Source organism: Streptomyces sp. NPDC001401, assembly GCF_042895385.1.
Taxonomy (GTDB): Bacteria; Actinomycetota; Actinomycetes; order Streptomycetales; family Streptomycetaceae; genus Streptomyces.
In genome coordinates this window covers 1-14748 of the sequence record NZ_JBIAWI010000030.1, presented here as the reverse complement: position 1 = coordinate 14748, position 14748 = coordinate 1, and the positions used below count along the sequence as shown (strand labels likewise).

Sequence of the window (14748 nt, the reverse complement as noted above, 5' to 3'; positions counted from 1 at the left end):
GGGAGTTGACAGGTGCTCCGGAGTACCGGTCGATTTCGAGTACGTCGATGGCGACGCCGAATGTCGCGGGTGCCGCCGCACGACGACAACACCCCGGTCACCAAGACGCTGACGTACCGCAACCTCGGCACGAAGGACGTCACGCCGAAGCTGTCGATCGTGGCCCGCGAACCCGGGCGGTCCCGTGGAACACGGACGCTAGTGCCGTATCAGGCAACGTTCGCCCTGTTGTCGCCCGGCGGTGCCGACTCGATCGAGCCGATGCAGCGGATGGGCGGCGCCCATCCGGCCCCGGCGAGGACCTGTTCGGCGTCGATGTCTCGTTACAGATCCATGCCGATGACCTGAGGCTGTCGCTGAGCGGGGTCCGCAGCTACCGGTTCGCCGCCCACCGCTGGCCCGCCGCCGGCGGTGTGAGGGCGTCTCCCACAAGGGTCCACTGCGTCCTCGCCTCCATACCGGACGATGCCGAACGCTTCGAGGCGATCGACGCCTCTCCGCTGGACGTGCGTGCCAGGGTGCGGCGCCGGCGACGGACCTGGCTGAAAAGCGGGTTCGGGCAGCGCCCGGACCGTCCCGAGACGCCTGCCCGGAAAGCAGCGGCCATTCACCGGCTGGCCGACGACGAGGTCGCGGCGCAGGTCGCCACGGACGTGCCGGGCCATCCGGAGGTCGCGGCCAAAGTGGTCGCACACCGCCCGGCGCATGGTCAACAAGGTGCACAGAGCCTTGACCCCGCAGGAAGTCCTGGCCCCGGTTGAGTCTCCTGTGGGGGGAGACAGCAAGCTGGGGGCATGGACCGCGACGCGCTCTATTCCATCGGAGAGTTGTCCCGCAGGACCGGCCTGACGGTGAAGACCATCCGGTTCTACTCCGACAAAGGCATCGTCCCGCCAACCGACCGGAGTCCCGCGGGCTACCGGCTACATCCGGCGCCCGTCCGGGGAGGTCGCCCTCGACCCGGAGCTCCTCAGAGCTCCCGACCTGTGGAAGGGCTGTCCGTGGTGGAGGCCGTGCGTCTCATTGAGTCAACGCCCGTAAGAGCAGCGGTAGTTCACGCTGGGAGTGTGCGTGGTTCCTCGACCGGGGCCGGCCCTGGGCGGCTAGGGTTGCGGGCATGTCGGGGGAGGATGACAGAGCGGCTCCGCAGGTACCTGACGACGTCCCGGACGTCGTCGTGGTGGAGGGGCACGCCCAGTCCTACCGAGGCAATGTTCATGAGGAGCTCAAGGTCGTCCTCGTGCTCGACTCTGGGTTCACCGTGCGACGGCGCGGTACGACGTTCCGGGTGGCGCCGGGCCAGTTGGTCGCCTTGCACGCCGATGACGCGCATTCCGGCGGCCCGGACGTCGGCGACGATCCCGCGCGCTGGCTCATCATGTGCGTGGCACCGTCGCTGATCGCCGAGGTCGCCGCGCCTGACGCGGTGCGGTTCGGGGATCCGGTGATCCGGGACGACGGAGGTCTCGCGGACCGTTTCCGGGCCGTGCACGGGTCCCTGTACGAGCCCGCCGGGCGGCCCGGTGCCGCGCTGACGCGGGAGACGGGGGTACTGGACTTCGTCGCGGCGCTGGCCCGGCACGCTCCCGACGCGGCGGGAGGCGACGAGGCGACGGGGGCGGCGCGGCGTGCCCCCGAGACCGTACGCGAGTATCTGCGGACCCACCTCACCCGCAATGTGACGCTGGACGAGTTGAGCGCGGTGGCCGGAGTGAGCAAGTACCGGCTCGTGCGCGTGTGCACGGCGTGGTTCGGGCTGCCGCCGCACAAGCTGCATCTGCGGCTCCGGCTCGACCGGGCACGGGAGTTGCTGCGGCGCGGCAGCGCGATCGCTGAGGCCGCGTACGCGACGGGGTTTCATGACCAGTCGCATCTGACGCGAGTGTTCGCCTCGGCGTACGGCATGACCCCGGCCGTGTACCAGGGGACGTTCAACGGCAGGGCGTGGGCGGGCCCGGCTCTGGGCTGACGCGGGCGGGGCAAGAACGTGCAATACGGCGGACGACCGCCGCTCCTAGCTTTCTTCCAGGGCCGAGGACCTGCCTCAGCCCAAGATCGAAGGGAACGCGCGTGCCGATCGAGAAGGTCGAGTTCGACAGCGACGGTCACCGGCTCGTGGGTGACCTGTATCTGCCCGATCTGGGCACCCAGGCGCGCGGCGCGGTCGTGCTGACGGGTCCGTTCTCTGGGGTGAAGGACCAGGTGGTCGGGTACTACGCGGCGCGGTTCGCCGAGCGCGGGTACGTGGCGCTGGCTTTCGACCACCGCAACTGGGGCGGCAGCGAGGGCACACCGCGCCAGCACGAGGACGCCACCGCGAAGGTCGCCGACCTGCGGGCCGCCGTCGGGTTCCTGGCCGGGCGGCCCGACGTCGACGCCGAGAGGATCGCAATGGTGGGGGTGTGCCTGGGCGGGATCTACTCCGCACAGCTCGCCGCGTTCGACCCCCGGATCAAGGCGGTGGCGCTGATCGCCGCCGCGTACAACAACCCGACGCTGATCCGCGACCGGTTCGGGGCGGACAACTTCGCCGCTCTGACAGGGCAGTTCGCCCAGATCGCGCAGCAGCAGGCGGACACCGGTGAGGTGACCTACTGGCCCGCGGTCAACCCGGAGGGCATGCCCGCGGGCAATCCGGGGCCGGAACCGTTCGCGTACTACGGCACCGAGCGCGGCGCCCGCCTCGGCTGGGAGAACCGCTGCACCGCGCTTTCGGTGCTGCAGGAGCTGACGTTGGACGTGGACGCGTATCTGCCGCTGGTCACTCAGCCGCTGCTGATCGTGCACGGGCGCGGCGACCAGGCCATCCCGGTGGCCGACGCGGAGGGCGCGTTTGCCAAGGCGCCCGAGCCCAAGGAACTACTCGTGCTGGACACGAGCAACCACATCGACCTGTACGACGACGACACCTATGTCCTGCCGGCCGTCGACCGTGCCGTCGCCTTCTTCGACGGGAGCCTGTGATGCGGTACCGACTGCTTGGCCGCACCGGGCTGCGGGTCTCCGAAGCGTTCCTGGGCGCGATGACGTTCGGCGAGGACTGGGGGTGGGGCGCCGACAAGGAGGCGTGCCGGGCGATGTTCACCGCGTACGCGGAGGCCGGCGGGAACGTCATCGACACGGCCAACCGGTACACGGAGGGCAGCAGCGAACGCATCGTCGGTGACCTGCTCGGCCCCGACCGCGACCGCTTCGTGCTGTCCACGAAGTACACGTTGACCATGGACGGCACCGACCCCAACGCGAGCGGCAACCACCGCAAGAATCTGGCCCGTTCGGTGGAAGCAAGCCTGCGGCGCCTGGGCACCGACTACATTGACCTGCTGTGGGTGCATATCTGGGACCCCAATACGCCTGTCGAGGAGACGATGCGGGCCCTCGACGACCTCGTACGAGCGGGCAAGGTGCTCTACGTCGGCATCTCGGACGCCCCCGCGTGGCTGATCTCCCGCGCCCAGACCATGGCCGAACTGCGCGGCTGGACGCCGTTCGCCGGGCTGCAACTCCCCTACAGCCTGCTCAAGCGCGACATCGAGCGGGAACTCCTGCCCATGGCAGCGAACTTGGATCTGTCGGTGGCCGCGTGGTCGCCGCTGGCCGCCGGGGTCCTGTCCGGCAAGTTCACCCGGACCGGCGGCGACGGCCCCTCGCGGGTCGACCGCGCCACCGTCTCCGAACGCGACCTGACGATCGCGCGGAGCGTGGACGCGGTCGCCGACGAGCTCGGGGTGTCCTCCGCGCAGGTCGCCCTCGCCTGGACCAGGGCGCACCGGCCGTGGATCCACCCGATCCTCGGCGCCCGCAACCCCGACCAACTGGCCGACAACCTGGCCGCGATCGACCTGATGCTGTCGGACGACGCCGTCGTCCGGCTCGACAAAGCGAGCGCGATCGAGCTCGGCTTCCCGATGGACTTCATCCTCGACACGACCGGTGACTTCGTGTACGGGCCCAGCGGGCGGCTGACCGATGGCCGCCCGGCACAGTACTGACCACCGCCCCCCGGTTGTTATGACCGGGGGGCCACGTGCGTGAGCTTGTCGGGGTTGAGGACGGCGAAGATGCCGTGGATCAGGCCGTCCTCCCGGATGTCGAGCGCGACAAGCTGACGGTTGCCGTCCACCTCGGTCCACACCGCGGGCGAGCCGTCGTTCACCCCGACCAGCTCTGTCTTGCCCAGGCCGTAGCGGGCGATGAGGCCCGCCAGGAACGCCAGGACGTTCGCCCGTCCCTCGACCGGCCGCAGCGCGGCACGGACCTTGCCGCCGCCGTCGTTCCAGACCACCACGTCCTCGCTGAGCAGGTCGGTCAGGGCGGCCAGATCGCCGCGCTGCGCCGCATCCAGGAAGCGCCGCAGCAGCTCACCGTGCGCGTCCTCGTCTGGGTGGAAGCGTTCGCGGTCGGCGGCGAGGTGGCGGGCCGCGCGGCTGTGCAGCTGACGGCAGTTCGCGAGGGTCGTGCCGACGATCTCGGCGATCTCCTCATACGACAGCTCGAACGCCTCGCGCAACACGAACACCGCGCGCTCCGGTGGAGTCAGACGCTCCATCAGGTGCAGCGTCGCGTAGGCGAGCGAGTCCCGCAGCTCGGCGGTCTGCGCCGGACCGAACGCGTCAGACGCCACCGGTTCGGGCAGCCAGGGCCCGGTGTATGCCTCCCGCGTCACACGCGCCGACCGCAGTTGGTCCAGGGCCAGGCGCGTGACAACGGTGACCAGGAAGGCGCGCGGGACTCGTATCTCGGCGCGGTCCGCCGCGGCCCAGCGCAGATACGCCTCCTGTACCACGTCCTCGGCGTCCCACATGCTGCCCAGCAGCCGGTAGGCGAGGCCGAGGAGCAGCGGCCGGTACTCCTCGAAGACGGCATCGGGGGTGTCCGCGGCCGTCGGGGGCGTGGTGGTCATCGGTGGGCCCTTCGTCGGGATTCCGTGCGATGCGGGGACAGGGACGTACGGCAAAGGCTGAGCCGCATCATGCCGCTTCGGCGGCGGCGGTGTCCGTCGCGGGCAGGGCCTCGCGCCAAGAGGCATACCGCGGACGCCAGTTGAGGGCGAGGCGGGCGCGGGCGTTGTCTGCGCCGCGCAGCTCGTTCATGAACGCGACGCCCCAGCCGCCGACCGCGAGCCGGGCCAGCACGGCCGGAGCGCCCTTGGGTGCGGGCGCGCCGAGCCCGGCGGCGAACACCGGCAGCCAGCTGTGCAGCGGGGCCGGGTCGTCGTCGACGACGTTGAGCACCCCGGCGGCATCCCGGTCGAGCGCGGCGACGATCGCGGTGGCCGCGTCATCGGCGTGCGTGAAGGAGAACACCGCGTGGCCGCCGCCGACCAGCGGGACCTTGCCCGCCCGCACCTGCCTGGTGAAGGCGCCGTCGGCGGCGTACGCGGAACCGGGGCCGTACAGATGCCCGAACCGCAGGATCATGCCGCCCGCTGCGACGGTCTGCTCCTCCAACGACTCCAGCGCGGCGAGCACCGGCACGAACTGGCGCGGGGTCGCGTCGTGCCACAGCGGGGCGTCCTCGTTGGCGAGTCCGGGGCCCGGCTGATAGCCGTACGAGAGCCCCTGCGCGACGATCCGCCGCACCCCCGCTGCACGGGCGGCCTCCATCAGGTTGCAGGTGCCTTCGGTGCGCAGCCGGTTGGTGAGCGCGAAGTCCCTGGCCAGGCGGCGCGGGTTGACGTCGGCGGGAATGGCGGTGAGCAGGTTGACGACCGCGTCGGGCGCCGACTGCCGTACCGCGGCGACCAGGTGATCGCGGTCGAGCGCGTCGGCGACGACAACCCGCGCGCCGGACGCTTCGAGCACGGCGGTGCGCCGCGGGCCGCGGGAGAGAGCGACCACGTCATGGCCGACGGCCGTCAGCAACGGGACGAGACGACTGCCGATGACACCGCTCGCTCCGGCAACGAGAACACGCATGATGACGAACTCCTGAAGTTGTGGCCCGGCGGCCCGGCAGGGTGCCGGGGCCGCGCACTGATGACCTCAGGACGGGGGACCGAACCATCCCGTGACAGTCGACTGGAGTGATGCGGGTCACAGTGTGGTCGGTGGGGCCCGGCATACCCGGTCTCATCTCCCCGCCGGGTCCTCGAAGACCAGCAGGGGAGTGTCCGAGGAGATCCCCTCGACCAGTTCGCCCTCGGGCAGGTCGGTTGCCGGCGTCCGGAAGACCGCCCGTACGCGTTCCTCGTCGTAGTCCCAGATGTCCTCGGCGGCGCAGCGATACCCCGCCGACGGGCAGCGGCTCCGCCTCGTGGAAGGCGCTGCTGTCCAGGAGGGTCCCGATACCTCCGAGTTCCGATACGGCACCCGGCGAGCAGACGGTCCACCACGCGCAGCCGCGCAGCACGGAGTCCAGGCCGGGGAAAGTGTCATCGAGCAGCAGCCCGAGGGCGCACTCCAGCGAGGTTCTGCCTGTCACGGACTCGGCATCGTCAGCGATGCTCCGTTACCGGATGTCCTTGTGCAGGTGCACCTGGGCGCGGAAGAAACCGCCCCAGCGGGGCCTGCGCCTCCCTCCGGACGCCAGGCCACGACGGCCACGCAGCCTTCCTCCGCCGCCTGATCTTGCGGTAGCGGGCGGCCAGTTGGGGCAGCATGGTGCGGGCGGCGCCGCGGTCGGTGACATCGGCCGGAGTGACCATCCGCTGATGCGCCATTCGACCCCGCTGAGCTGCAGGACCTGCTCACCCGTCTTCCTGATCCCGTCGTCACCGGCGCACTGGTCAAAGTGGATGGGCGCGGCCGTGCGCCCCTGTCCGCTCCCGCTGAGACCGGCGGCATGCTCGCCGGCGGCCCGCAGGACGCCTTGTCTGTGCCGGTGGTGAAGGCGGTCCCGGTTGCCGGATCGCAGGTGCCGCGTCGGCACGAGGGGATGAGCGGGGAGGCGCTCGCGCCGGACTACCGGCGGATCCTGGAGGTGCTGGAGTCCGACGCGAGGGCCGGCGAGGAGGGCTTGGCGGCGAAGGAGTTGACGCACCGGCTGGGGCTGGAACTGGTGCCGGCGAAGATCGAGGGAGTGCGGTGCAAGGCGAAACGCCTGCGCTCCGCTTGACGACCTGGAGAGTGATGCGGAGCCTGTCGCGGGCGAAGTCGACCAGGCGGCCGCTCCACCCTCGAACTCCTCGTGCCCGGCATCGACCACCGCCAGCACAAGGCGGACGACGGCACCCGCACCGTCTACATGCTCCACGCGGACGGCTCTTGGGTCCGCGCCACAGCTGCCGAACGCAGGGACTCCCCGACCGTGCACCAGGGCGGGCCGCGTCGGCTGTGGGACGAGCTGGACCGCACCGCACATGGCTCGTCATGGACGGCGACCTCCCCATCCGCGGCGCCACGGTGACCATCACCCACGAGGTCGCCGTGGACCTGGAGGCCGTGCGCCAGGTGTATGCCTTGCGGCCGCTGAGTCAAGAGCTCGTGTCGTTGCTGAACCCTGAGGTCAGCTTGACCGACCTGGCCCAAGACATCTCCGAGGTCGGCTATCCGCATCCGGACCAGGAGCCGACCTGAACGCCAGCTTGCGGAAGTGAGAGGCCGGTGAACTGCCATGATGCCGGCGTGGCTGCCGATATAGCGTTCTTCCTCGCCCCTGATGACCAGACTGCTGCTGCGACGCGTCCGAGAGGCCCTGGCCGAGCCTTTGAGTCTGTGACCTGCCACTTCATCGAGCCTGATAGTGCTGTCGTCGAGTGGGACATGTATTTCGAGGCGCCGTCCGCTGAGCTCCCACCGCTCGAGCAGCTTCATGCGTGGGAGTGGCCGAGCTGGGTCACGCCCGTCTTGAACGATGGCATCGAGGTGTTTGTTCTGCCGGGACGGTTGACCCGGGCGTTGGCCAACGCCAGCTCCAGCGAGCTGCTTGAGCTTGCCGCTCGCTGGACCACGAGGCTCAAGCGCGCCGATGGAGACGACATGACCGACGACGATCCGCTGGCGATCCTGCAGGGGGTTGCCCGACTCGCGGCGTCCGCCGCGAGCTCAGGCAGCGGCCTGTACTGCTGGAGTTTTTGACACGCTTGTAGTGGCCACGGGCGTCGCGAGCTCGGGATGTACGGAACTGAGGCCAACATAAGTGACCATTCACCGCAGGTTGCAGGAAGAGTGACCAAACGGTTCCAACCAGCGTGTCCCGCAGGGTCAAGGCCGCCAGGTCACGACACTTTGCTGGTTCCAACTACCGTGGCCAGGCTCACGCTCCCCTCCGGGCGGGAACTCGATGGCGCCGTCACGTCTGACAGGGGACAGTGAAGTAGATCACACAGGCTGGACCTCAAGCATGGTTCAGGAAGCAGGCTTCTGTGCATCGAAGGGCGGCCGCCTGCGGCAGCCCGGGACCTGCGCAATCGAGGAGTCTGCTGATGTCTGAGAACCGCGTCATCGTGATCACTGGGGCGACCGGGCGGCAGGGCGGTGCCACCGCCCGCGCCTTGCTCTCCCGCGGCTGGACGGTGCAGGCGCTGGTGCGCGACCCGGACAAGCCCGAGGCGCTGGCGTTGAAGGAGGCCGGCGCGATCCTGGTCCGTGGCGATCTGGATGACGCGGCCTCCTTGGACGGGGCGTTGCGCGGCGCGTACGGCGTGTTCAGCGTGCAGACCTTCACCGGGCCGGACGGCTTCGCCGGCGAGGTGCGGCAGGGAAAGGCCGTCTCGGAGGCGGCCGCCCGCGCGGGCGTTGCGCACTTCGTCTACAGCTCCGTCGACGGCGCCGACCGCCCCGGCCAGGTGCAGCACTTTGCGAGCAAGGGCGAGGTCGAGCGGCACGTCGCCGCACTCGGCCTGCCGGCAACGATCCTGCGGCCCACGTTCTTCATCACCAACTTCGAGCACCTCGGCCCGAAGTGGGAGGACGGCGAGCTGGTGTTCACGCTGGCGCTCGACCCGCAGGCGAAGCTGCAGATGATCACCCCGGGCGACATCGGGGCCATCGCCGCGGACGCCTTCGACGCCCCGGCCGACTACCTGGGACGCACCATCGAGATCGCCGCGGACGAGCTGACTGGCCCGCAGATGGCCGAGGTCTTCGCCGGTGTCTCAGGCCGCGCGGTGCGCTTCGTCGCCCAGCCGATCGAGCAGGTCCGCGCCCTCAGCGAGGAGATGGCTGCCATGTTCGACTGGTTCAACACCGTGGGCTTCAGAGCCGACCTGCCCGCACTGCGCACACGCCACCCGCACCTGACGACTCTGCAGGTATGGGCGAGCGAGCACTGGTCCGTGCCGGCGGGGTCGGAGGGTGCCGCCTAGTAGGACTCCGTTAGGTTGCTCTGGCTCTTGGGCTCTGGCTGGTCGTGGATGTTCTGGGCAGGGGGCGGTGGCAGGTGGTGCAGGTGCCGGTCCAGCACTTCAGCAGGTCTTGGATGGCGTCGAGGATCTGGTAGAGGGTGAGTCCGGTGTATCGGCTTTTGGGGCCAGGCGCTGTTCGGTGAGGAACGCGTGGGCGGCGGTGACCAGGGTGACGTGGTGATGCCACCCCGTCCAGGAACGTCCTTCGAAGTGGTCCAGGCCGAGGCCGTGTTTGAGTTCGCGGTAGTCGTGCTCGATGCGCCAGCGGATCTTGGCCAGGCGGACCAGTTCGGCGAGAGAGAGCGTGTCGGGCAGGTTGGACAGCCAGTAGCCGGTGGGCGCCTCGGCGCCGGCGGGCCATTCGGCCAGCAGCGTGACCTCGGGCAGGACGCCGTCCCAGCAGTTTTCGTCTGTGGCGGCGGCCTGGGCGAGGCGTCGGGACTTGACCCCGGCCGGCCGCACCCGCAGGGACAGGAAATGCGAACGCATCGGCCCGCGGAAGCCTTCCCGCCAGGTCACCTCGGTGAAGGCCTGCCGCTCCTGGTCCGCCGCGAGCGCGGCCACCGGGGACGGTTTGTCGCGGTAGCGGGGCTGAGGCTTGCGGCCGTTGCCGAACCAGGGCGGGGCAGTGGGCACCGCATCGTGCGGGTAAACGGTCACGTCCGAGCGGATCGCCACCACGTAGCCGATGCTCCGACGTTCCAGCCCGTCGCGGAAGTCGGCGTTCTGCCCGTAGCCGGCGTCGGCCACCACCACCGGCGAGATGAGACCCCAGCCGGCCAGCTCGTCCAGGACGTCCAAGGCCAGGCGCCACTTCTCCCGGTGCCCGATCTCCTCAGGGACTCCCGTCTTGCGTCGGCGGACCGGATCGTCCGCCCACTCCCGGGGCACGAACAACCGCCACTGCAGCGGACAGGACGCGGTGTCGGAGACCGCGTGCACGCTCACCGCGACCTGGCAGTTGGCCTGCTTGCCCAAGGCTCCGCAGTACTGGGGCGCGACCGCCACCGACATCTTCCCGTCCTTCGGGAACGACACGTCATCGACCGCCCAGGCATCCGGGCCGATCAGCGGCACCATCCGCTCCGCGATCCGCCGCCGCACTGGCACCGGATCCCAGGTCGACTGGTTCACGAACTGCTGCAGGTTCTGCTCGTTGCCGTCCGGCAGCCGCTCCGCCATGGCCTGGATGGACTTGCGGCGCCCGTCCACCATCAGCCCCCGCAGATAGCAGTCGCCCTTCGCCCGCTGGTCCTTACGCGGCACCGACGCGAACACATCCGCCACGAATAACACCAACTTCGCCCGAGCACGGCTCACTTCATGTGCGTCCACACACCCACCATGCCGCTGAACTCGACCGACGAAAAGACCTAACGGAGTCCTGCTAGTTCCTGCTGAGAGTCCGTGTCACCCCCGCCACGACCGCAGTCGTCAGGACCCAGCCGATCGCGATCAGCGCGTACGCAAGACCCTGCACGCTGCCCTGCGCCCAGTGCCAGCCGTCGCGCTGGCCGAGGCCGCCGATCGGTATCAGCAGGTCAAGGGTGTAGGCGACCGGGTTGAACGGCGTGCCCTCGTCCTTCGTGTTCGCCACGGGGTGCTGTGCCGCGAACACGAGCGATCCGGCCAGCGTGAGCAGCGCCAGCCAGATCCCGGCGAGCCACGGGCGGTAGCCGTATCCGACCGTGGAGTCGAGGAGCCAGCCCCAGGCTCTGCCCGTCGGGCCCAGCGTCGCCCGCCGGCACCGCTCCCGTACGAGCAGCACCCGCCGTGCCTCGTCCTCGTGGCCGCACCTGCGGTAGTGGGAGGCGAGTTGCTCGTACGGCTGCGGGACGTAGACCGGCTGGTGACGCAGCCACGCCAGCCGGTTCTCGACGTCCTCGCGCCGTGTGGACGCCGTCTCGCCGAGCCAGCCGTACGTCAGCCCGTCCAGGCCCAGCGTCATCGGCCAGGTCGACGGGTGGTCCTGGATACGGTCCGCGTGCGCGGTGCGCAGATTCACGCCGCCCGCGGGCCTGCGCCTGAACCGCAGGTCGAGTGCCCCGGCCTGCATCCCCACGCACATCAACGAGGTGCCGGTGCCGAGCAGTTCGGCATCGTCGAAGGTCAGCAGGTCCTCTATCCGTACGCCGCGCAGCCGCACCCTGCCGTCGGTGGTGAACCCCCGTGACAGCCGTACGGTCGACGCCTTGAGGTTGTCCCCCTGGAAGGCGACCGCGTCCGGTTCGCCCACCGTGATCCGCGCCCCGCGCATCCACAGCCCGCCCGGCAACTCGGCCCCGGGGAAGCTGACTTCGCCTTCGGCGACGAACCCGTCCTCGCAGAACACACCGCCCCGCATCACCAGGCCACCGGCATCCACCGCCATCCGTCCCGGCGCGATCAGCCGTGCCCCGTCGAGCCGCAGCCCTCCCGCGATGTCCGCGTGCACCAGTTTGAGAGCGTTGCGCCCGTCCCCGCCGATGGTCGACCGGCGCAGGTCAAGTCGCCCACCGAACCGTGCCGTTGGCGCCCAGAAGCCGGGCAGCGTGCAGTCGACGACGCTCACCCCGAGCGTCGTCGCCCCCTCCAGGCCGACGGCCTCGTCGAACCGGCACCCCTCGAACCGCACGGACCGCCTGATCTCGGCCCCGTCCAGCAGCAACGCCCCTGTGACGTGGGCACCTCGCAGTATGTACGGCTGGGCTCCCGCGGCCTCGTCGAGGATCTCCCGCCTGACGCCTTCCGCGTCGACCGTGCGGTCAGCGTCGGTCGACACGGCTGGTGACGAACTCGGCGGCGGGGGCGGTGTGTTGCGGTCGGTTTGCGGTGTTCATCAGGCTCCAGGCGGTCCGTCCGGCAGGCGTGCTCTCTCCGCTGGAGACAGTGCCTGGGATCGCAGCATTCCACACCTCTCAAGGACCACCGGCAGCGCCGGGATCAGGAACGACAACCAAGGCCCTGACGAATCAGCCTGAAGCCGTTGGGAAACCCTCGCACCGGCTGTGCTGCACGCTCCGGGCCGGTTCGGGGGAGAGCAGGTGCGGCAGGCCGCCCATGAACAAGGATCAGCGCCGACTGTGTCCCCGCAGTACGGCAAGATCCTCGCCCAGCCGTCAGGCGCCGGCTCCACGTAGGGCTCGTTGCGAGGCGTTCGCGCACTATCGTGGATTCATGGCGGCACCCCTGGATGTGCTGGTGGTGGGCGCGGGGCCCACCGGGCTTGCGCTGGCCGCACAGCTGCGTGCCTACGGAGCGTCGTTCCGGATCGTCGACCGCTCTGTCGACCGGGTCCGTGAGTCGCGCGCGTTGGCCATCCAGCCACGCACCCTGGAAGCACTGGCCCCGTTCGGGGTGACCGACGAACTGATCGGACGCGGCAATCCCGCGATGCAGGTCAGGATGCATCTGCCGAGGCGGGTGGTGCAGCTGCCGCTGTTCGACATCGGGCTGACCGACACCGCGTACCCCTTCCTCCTGTTCCTCTCGCAGGCGGAGACCGAAAGCGTCCTCTCCGAGCATCTGCTGGATCAGGGCGTGGAGGCGGAGCGAGGCACCGAGCTGGTCCGTCTGGAGCGCACGGGCTCGTCCGTCACCTGTCGGCTCCGACACGGCGACGGCACCGAGGAGGCCGTAGCGGCGACGTACGTCGTGGGCTGCGACGGTGCGCACAGCACGGTGCGCGACCAGGCGGGCATCGGCTTCGAGGGATACGCCTATCCGCAGACCTTCCTGCTGGCCGACCTGGAGGTCGACGGGCTGGAGCCCGGGGCTGTGCACACGTACATGAGCGGGGACGGTGTGCTGTTCTTCTTCCCCCTCGGCTCGCCGGCCACCTGGCGGCTGCTCACCATGCGGCCACCGGACGCCCCGGACACCCAGGTGACCCTGGGGCTGCTGCAGGAGATCACCGACCGGTACGCCGACGACCGGCCGGCGTTGCGTGACCCGGTGTGGATGACCGACTTCCGCCTCCACAACCGGGGTGCCGCCCACTACCGGTCGGGGCCGTTCTTCCTGGCCGGGGACGCGGCCCACATCCACAGCCCGGCCGGCGCCCAGGGCATGAACACCGGTATCCAGGACGCTCTCAACCTGGGTTGGAAGCTCGCCCTGATAAGCCGGGGCAGGGCTTCGGAGGAATGGTTGGAGACATACGAGGCCGAGCGCGCTCCGGTCGGCCGCCGCGTGCTGCGCTTCACCGACCGGGCATTCACCATCGGCACCAGCGGCAACCCGGTCATCCGCTTCGCCCGCACACGGCTCGCGCCGCGCCTGGCGCCGCTGGCGCTGCGGGCCACCGGGCCACGCGGCCTCGTCTTCCGTACGGTGTCGGAGCTCGGAATCCACTACCGGCACAGCCTCGCCACCAGCGCGGGCCCACGGTCTCCGAGGCGCGGTCCGCGCGCGGGCGACCGGCTGCCCGACCTGCCGCGCGGACTCCAGGCGCGGACCTCCGGGCCCGGGCGGCACCTGCTCCTGTCCGGGCCCCCGGCGCTCTGGGGCGACGAACACCTCGTCTCGCTGCTGAAGGGACGGGACGACCTGATCGACGTGCACCGGCTCGGCGACGACAGCCCGTGGACGGTGGCGACCCACGCACTCGTGCGCCCCGACGGCTACCTCGGCTACGTCGCTCGCGGCACCCACCTGGAGGGCCTGCGCTCGTACCTCGACAGGTGGCTGCCCGCACAGCAGCGATGAAGGCAGCGAGCGGTCAGCGCCGAGCCGGGACGTCGAGGTCCTCCATCCCCAGTCGAGGTCCTCCATCCCCAAATGTGCTGCGCCACCCGAATATTTGGGTAAGTTCCCGAATAGGCGACCGTATATGGGATGTTGCGGAACGAGGTGTAACGCGACCGCACCGGCAATACGCAGAAGGAGGGAGGAGCGGGTAAACGCCCCGGATTGAATTCCTGCGCCCCGGGCGACCGCGCCGACACGGCACCTCGGCAGATCGGAATTTCTTGTGAGCAACACAGACCCCGTTTCCGGATACCCCGCTTACAACCAGCCCTCGGGACCAGACCGCGCCGTGCGCCGCCAGGCCACCGGACGCCGGACGGCGCTGACTCTCTGCATGATTGCCGACACCGCGGCAGGTCTGCTGGGCCTGTGGATCCTGCTGTTTCTGCTCGACGCGAATCAAGCAAACGTGTTCGTTAAATTCGTGCAGGGAGCGGCGGACTGGCTGGCCTGGTGGTCGCAGGACATTTTCACGATGGACACGGAGGGTCTACGCGTCATCCTTAATTATGGACTCCCGGCGGTTTTGTATTTGCTGATCGGTCACGGAATCGCAGCCCGGCTCAATCGGGCCTGACGGGCAGTGACACGCAGCACCATTTCAACCCCATTTCAGCCCCAGGAGTCGAGTCCGACGGGTCTTAGAGGTCCTAACAGAAGCGGTTGATCATGTGACTGTTGGCTTGTCCGCTCGTTGGTCTGGTCGTGGGGAAACGTCAGTCGCGGCCCTGGAT

General features: G+C 69.7%; 16 protein-coding genes and 1 pseudogene. 12 read left to right on the top strand and 5 right to left on the bottom strand.

Going from position 1 to position 14748, the window contains the following annotated elements; genetic code table 11:
- Window positions 1-69: 69 nt before the first annotated feature.
- From ACFY10_RS51735 to ACFY10_RS51710, 6 genes and pseudogenes are all read left to right on the top strand, one after another.
- Window positions 70-348 carry a hypothetical protein gene (locus ACFY10_RS51735; protein ID WP_390672458.1) on the top strand — a complete coding sequence of 93 codons (279 nt, stop codon included), beginning with the start codon at window positions 70-72 and terminating at the stop codon, window positions 346-348.
- The gene (locus tag ACFY10_RS51730) at window positions 303-761 is read left to right on the top strand and encodes a DUF6192 family protein (RefSeq protein WP_390672455.1); all 459 of its coding nucleotides are present in this window, start codon (window positions 303-305) and stop codon (window positions 759-761) included. Before ACFY10_RS51735 ends, ACFY10_RS51730 begins: the two co-directional genes overlap by 46 nt.
- Window positions 762-794: 33 nt before the next feature.
- A pseudogene (locus tag ACFY10_RS51725) lies at window positions 795-929 on the top strand (MerR family DNA-binding transcriptional regulator); the annotation flags it as partial.
- 188 nt (window positions 930-1117) lie between these two features.
- On the top strand, window positions 1118-1969 hold the full coding sequence (locus ACFY10_RS51720; RefSeq protein WP_390672394.1) for an AraC family transcriptional regulator: 852 nt from the start codon (window positions 1118-1120) through the stop codon (window positions 1967-1969).
- 101 nt (window positions 1970-2070) lie between these two features.
- Entirely contained in the window at window positions 2071-2964 is an 894-nt protein-coding gene (locus ACFY10_RS51715) for an alpha/beta hydrolase (RefSeq protein ID WP_390672393.1), read from the top strand.
- The gene (locus tag ACFY10_RS51710) at window positions 2964-3992 is read left to right on the top strand and encodes an aldo/keto reductase (RefSeq protein WP_390672392.1); all 1029 of its coding nucleotides are present in this window, start codon (window positions 2964-2966) and stop codon (window positions 3990-3992) included. Before ACFY10_RS51715 ends, ACFY10_RS51710 begins: the two co-directional genes overlap by 1 nt.
- 17 nt (window positions 3993-4009) lie before the next feature.
- Here ACFY10_RS51710 and ACFY10_RS51705 read toward each other — a convergent pair whose 3' ends face one another.
- From ACFY10_RS51705 to ACFY10_RS51695, 3 genes are all read right to left on the bottom strand, one after another.
- On the bottom strand, window positions 4010-4903 hold the full coding sequence (locus tag ACFY10_RS51705) for an RNA polymerase sigma-70 factor (protein ID WP_390672391.1): 894 nt from the start codon (window positions 4901-4903) through the stop codon (window positions 4010-4012).
- Window positions 4904-4970: 67 nt separating this feature from the next.
- Complete coding sequence (locus tag ACFY10_RS51700; protein WP_390672390.1) at window positions 4971-5918, bottom strand: NAD-dependent epimerase/dehydratase family protein; 948 nt, start codon at window positions 5916-5918, stop codon at window positions 4971-4973.
- A 153-nt stretch (window positions 5919-6071) separates the two neighbouring features.
- Complete coding sequence (locus tag ACFY10_RS51695; RefSeq protein WP_390672389.1) at window positions 6072-6311, bottom strand: hypothetical protein; 240 nt, start codon at window positions 6309-6311, stop codon at window positions 6072-6074.
- A gap of 421 nt (window positions 6312-6732) precedes the next feature.
- On the opposite strand from ACFY10_RS51695, the gene ACFY10_RS51690 reads away from it, so the two are divergent.
- The 4 genes from ACFY10_RS51690 to ACFY10_RS51675 all read left to right on the top strand — a co-directional run bounded on the left by ACFY10_RS51690 (window position 6733) and on the right by ACFY10_RS51675 (window position 9247).
- Window positions 6733-7056 (top strand): hypothetical protein, encoded by a 324-nt coding sequence (locus tag ACFY10_RS51690; protein ID WP_390672388.1) that lies wholly within the window; start codon window positions 6733-6735, stop codon window positions 7054-7056.
- Between the two features lie 254 nt (window positions 7057-7310).
- Window positions 7311-7517, top strand: a complete 207-nt coding sequence (locus tag ACFY10_RS51685) for a hypothetical protein (protein ID WP_390672387.1) — start codon at window positions 7311-7313, stop codon at window positions 7515-7517.
- Window positions 7518-7565: 48 nt separating this feature from the next.
- Entirely contained in the window at window positions 7566-8018 is a 453-nt protein-coding gene (locus tag ACFY10_RS51680) for a hypothetical protein (protein ID WP_390672386.1), read from the top strand.
- A gap of 347 nt (window positions 8019-8365) precedes the next feature.
- Complete coding sequence (locus ACFY10_RS51675; protein ID WP_390672385.1) at window positions 8366-9247, top strand: NmrA/HSCARG family protein; 882 nt, start codon at window positions 8366-8368, stop codon at window positions 9245-9247.
- 99 nt (window positions 9248-9346) lie between these two features.
- On the opposite strand, the gene ACFY10_RS51670 is transcribed toward ACFY10_RS51675, so the two are convergent.
- A complete protein-coding gene (locus tag ACFY10_RS51670) occupies window positions 9347-10621 on the bottom strand; it encodes an IS701 family transposase (protein ID WP_390672384.1) in 1275 nt (424 codons plus the stop codon).
- A 52-nt stretch (window positions 10622-10673) separates the two neighbouring features.
- Window positions 10674-12047, bottom strand: coding sequence for a pentapeptide repeat-containing protein (locus ACFY10_RS51665; RefSeq protein ID WP_390672383.1), 1374 nt, complete (start codon window positions 12045-12047; stop codon window positions 10674-10676).
- Window positions 12048-12442: 395 nt separating this feature from the next.
- Between ACFY10_RS51665 and ACFY10_RS51660 the strand changes: the two genes are divergently transcribed.
- Together ACFY10_RS51660 and ACFY10_RS51655 are read left to right on the top strand one after the other, a co-directional pair.
- Window positions 12443-13972 carry an FAD-dependent monooxygenase gene (locus tag ACFY10_RS51660; RefSeq protein WP_390672382.1) on the top strand — a complete coding sequence of 510 codons (1530 nt, stop codon included), beginning with the start codon at window positions 12443-12445 and terminating at the stop codon, window positions 13970-13972.
- 265 nt (window positions 13973-14237) lie between these two features.
- A complete protein-coding gene (locus ACFY10_RS51655; protein WP_390672381.1) occupies window positions 14238-14591 on the top strand; it encodes a hypothetical protein in 354 nt (117 codons plus the stop codon).
- The last annotated feature ends 157 nt before the right edge of the window (window positions 14592-14748 follow it).

Excerpts from the sequence above, each read along its gene's own strand:
- ACFY10_RS51720 (WP_390672394.1), top strand. The coding sequence starts at position 1,118 with ATGTCGGGGGAGGATGACAGAGCGGCTCCGCAGGTACCTGACGACGTC.
- ACFY10_RS51710 (WP_390672392.1), top strand. The coding sequence starts at position 2,964 with ATGCGGTACCGACTGCTTGGCCGCACCGGGCTGCGGGTCTCCGAAGCG.
- ACFY10_RS51705 (WP_390672391.1), bottom strand. The coding sequence starts at position 4,903 with ATGACCACCACGCCCCCGACGGCCGCGGACACCCCCGATGCCGTCTTC.
- ACFY10_RS51700 (WP_390672390.1), bottom strand. The coding sequence starts at position 5,918 with ATGCGTGTTCTCGTTGCCGGAGCGAGCGGTGTCATCGGCAGTCGTCTC.
- ACFY10_RS51685 (WP_390672387.1), top strand. The coding sequence starts at position 7,311 with ATGGACGGCGACCTCCCCATCCGCGGCGCCACGGTGACCATCACCCAC.
- ACFY10_RS51675 (WP_390672385.1), top strand. The coding sequence starts at position 8,366 with ATGTCTGAGAACCGCGTCATCGTGATCACTGGGGCGACCGGGCGGCAG.
- ACFY10_RS51660 (WP_390672382.1), top strand. The coding sequence starts at position 12,443 with ATGGCGGCACCCCTGGATGTGCTGGTGGTGGGCGCGGGGCCCACCGGG.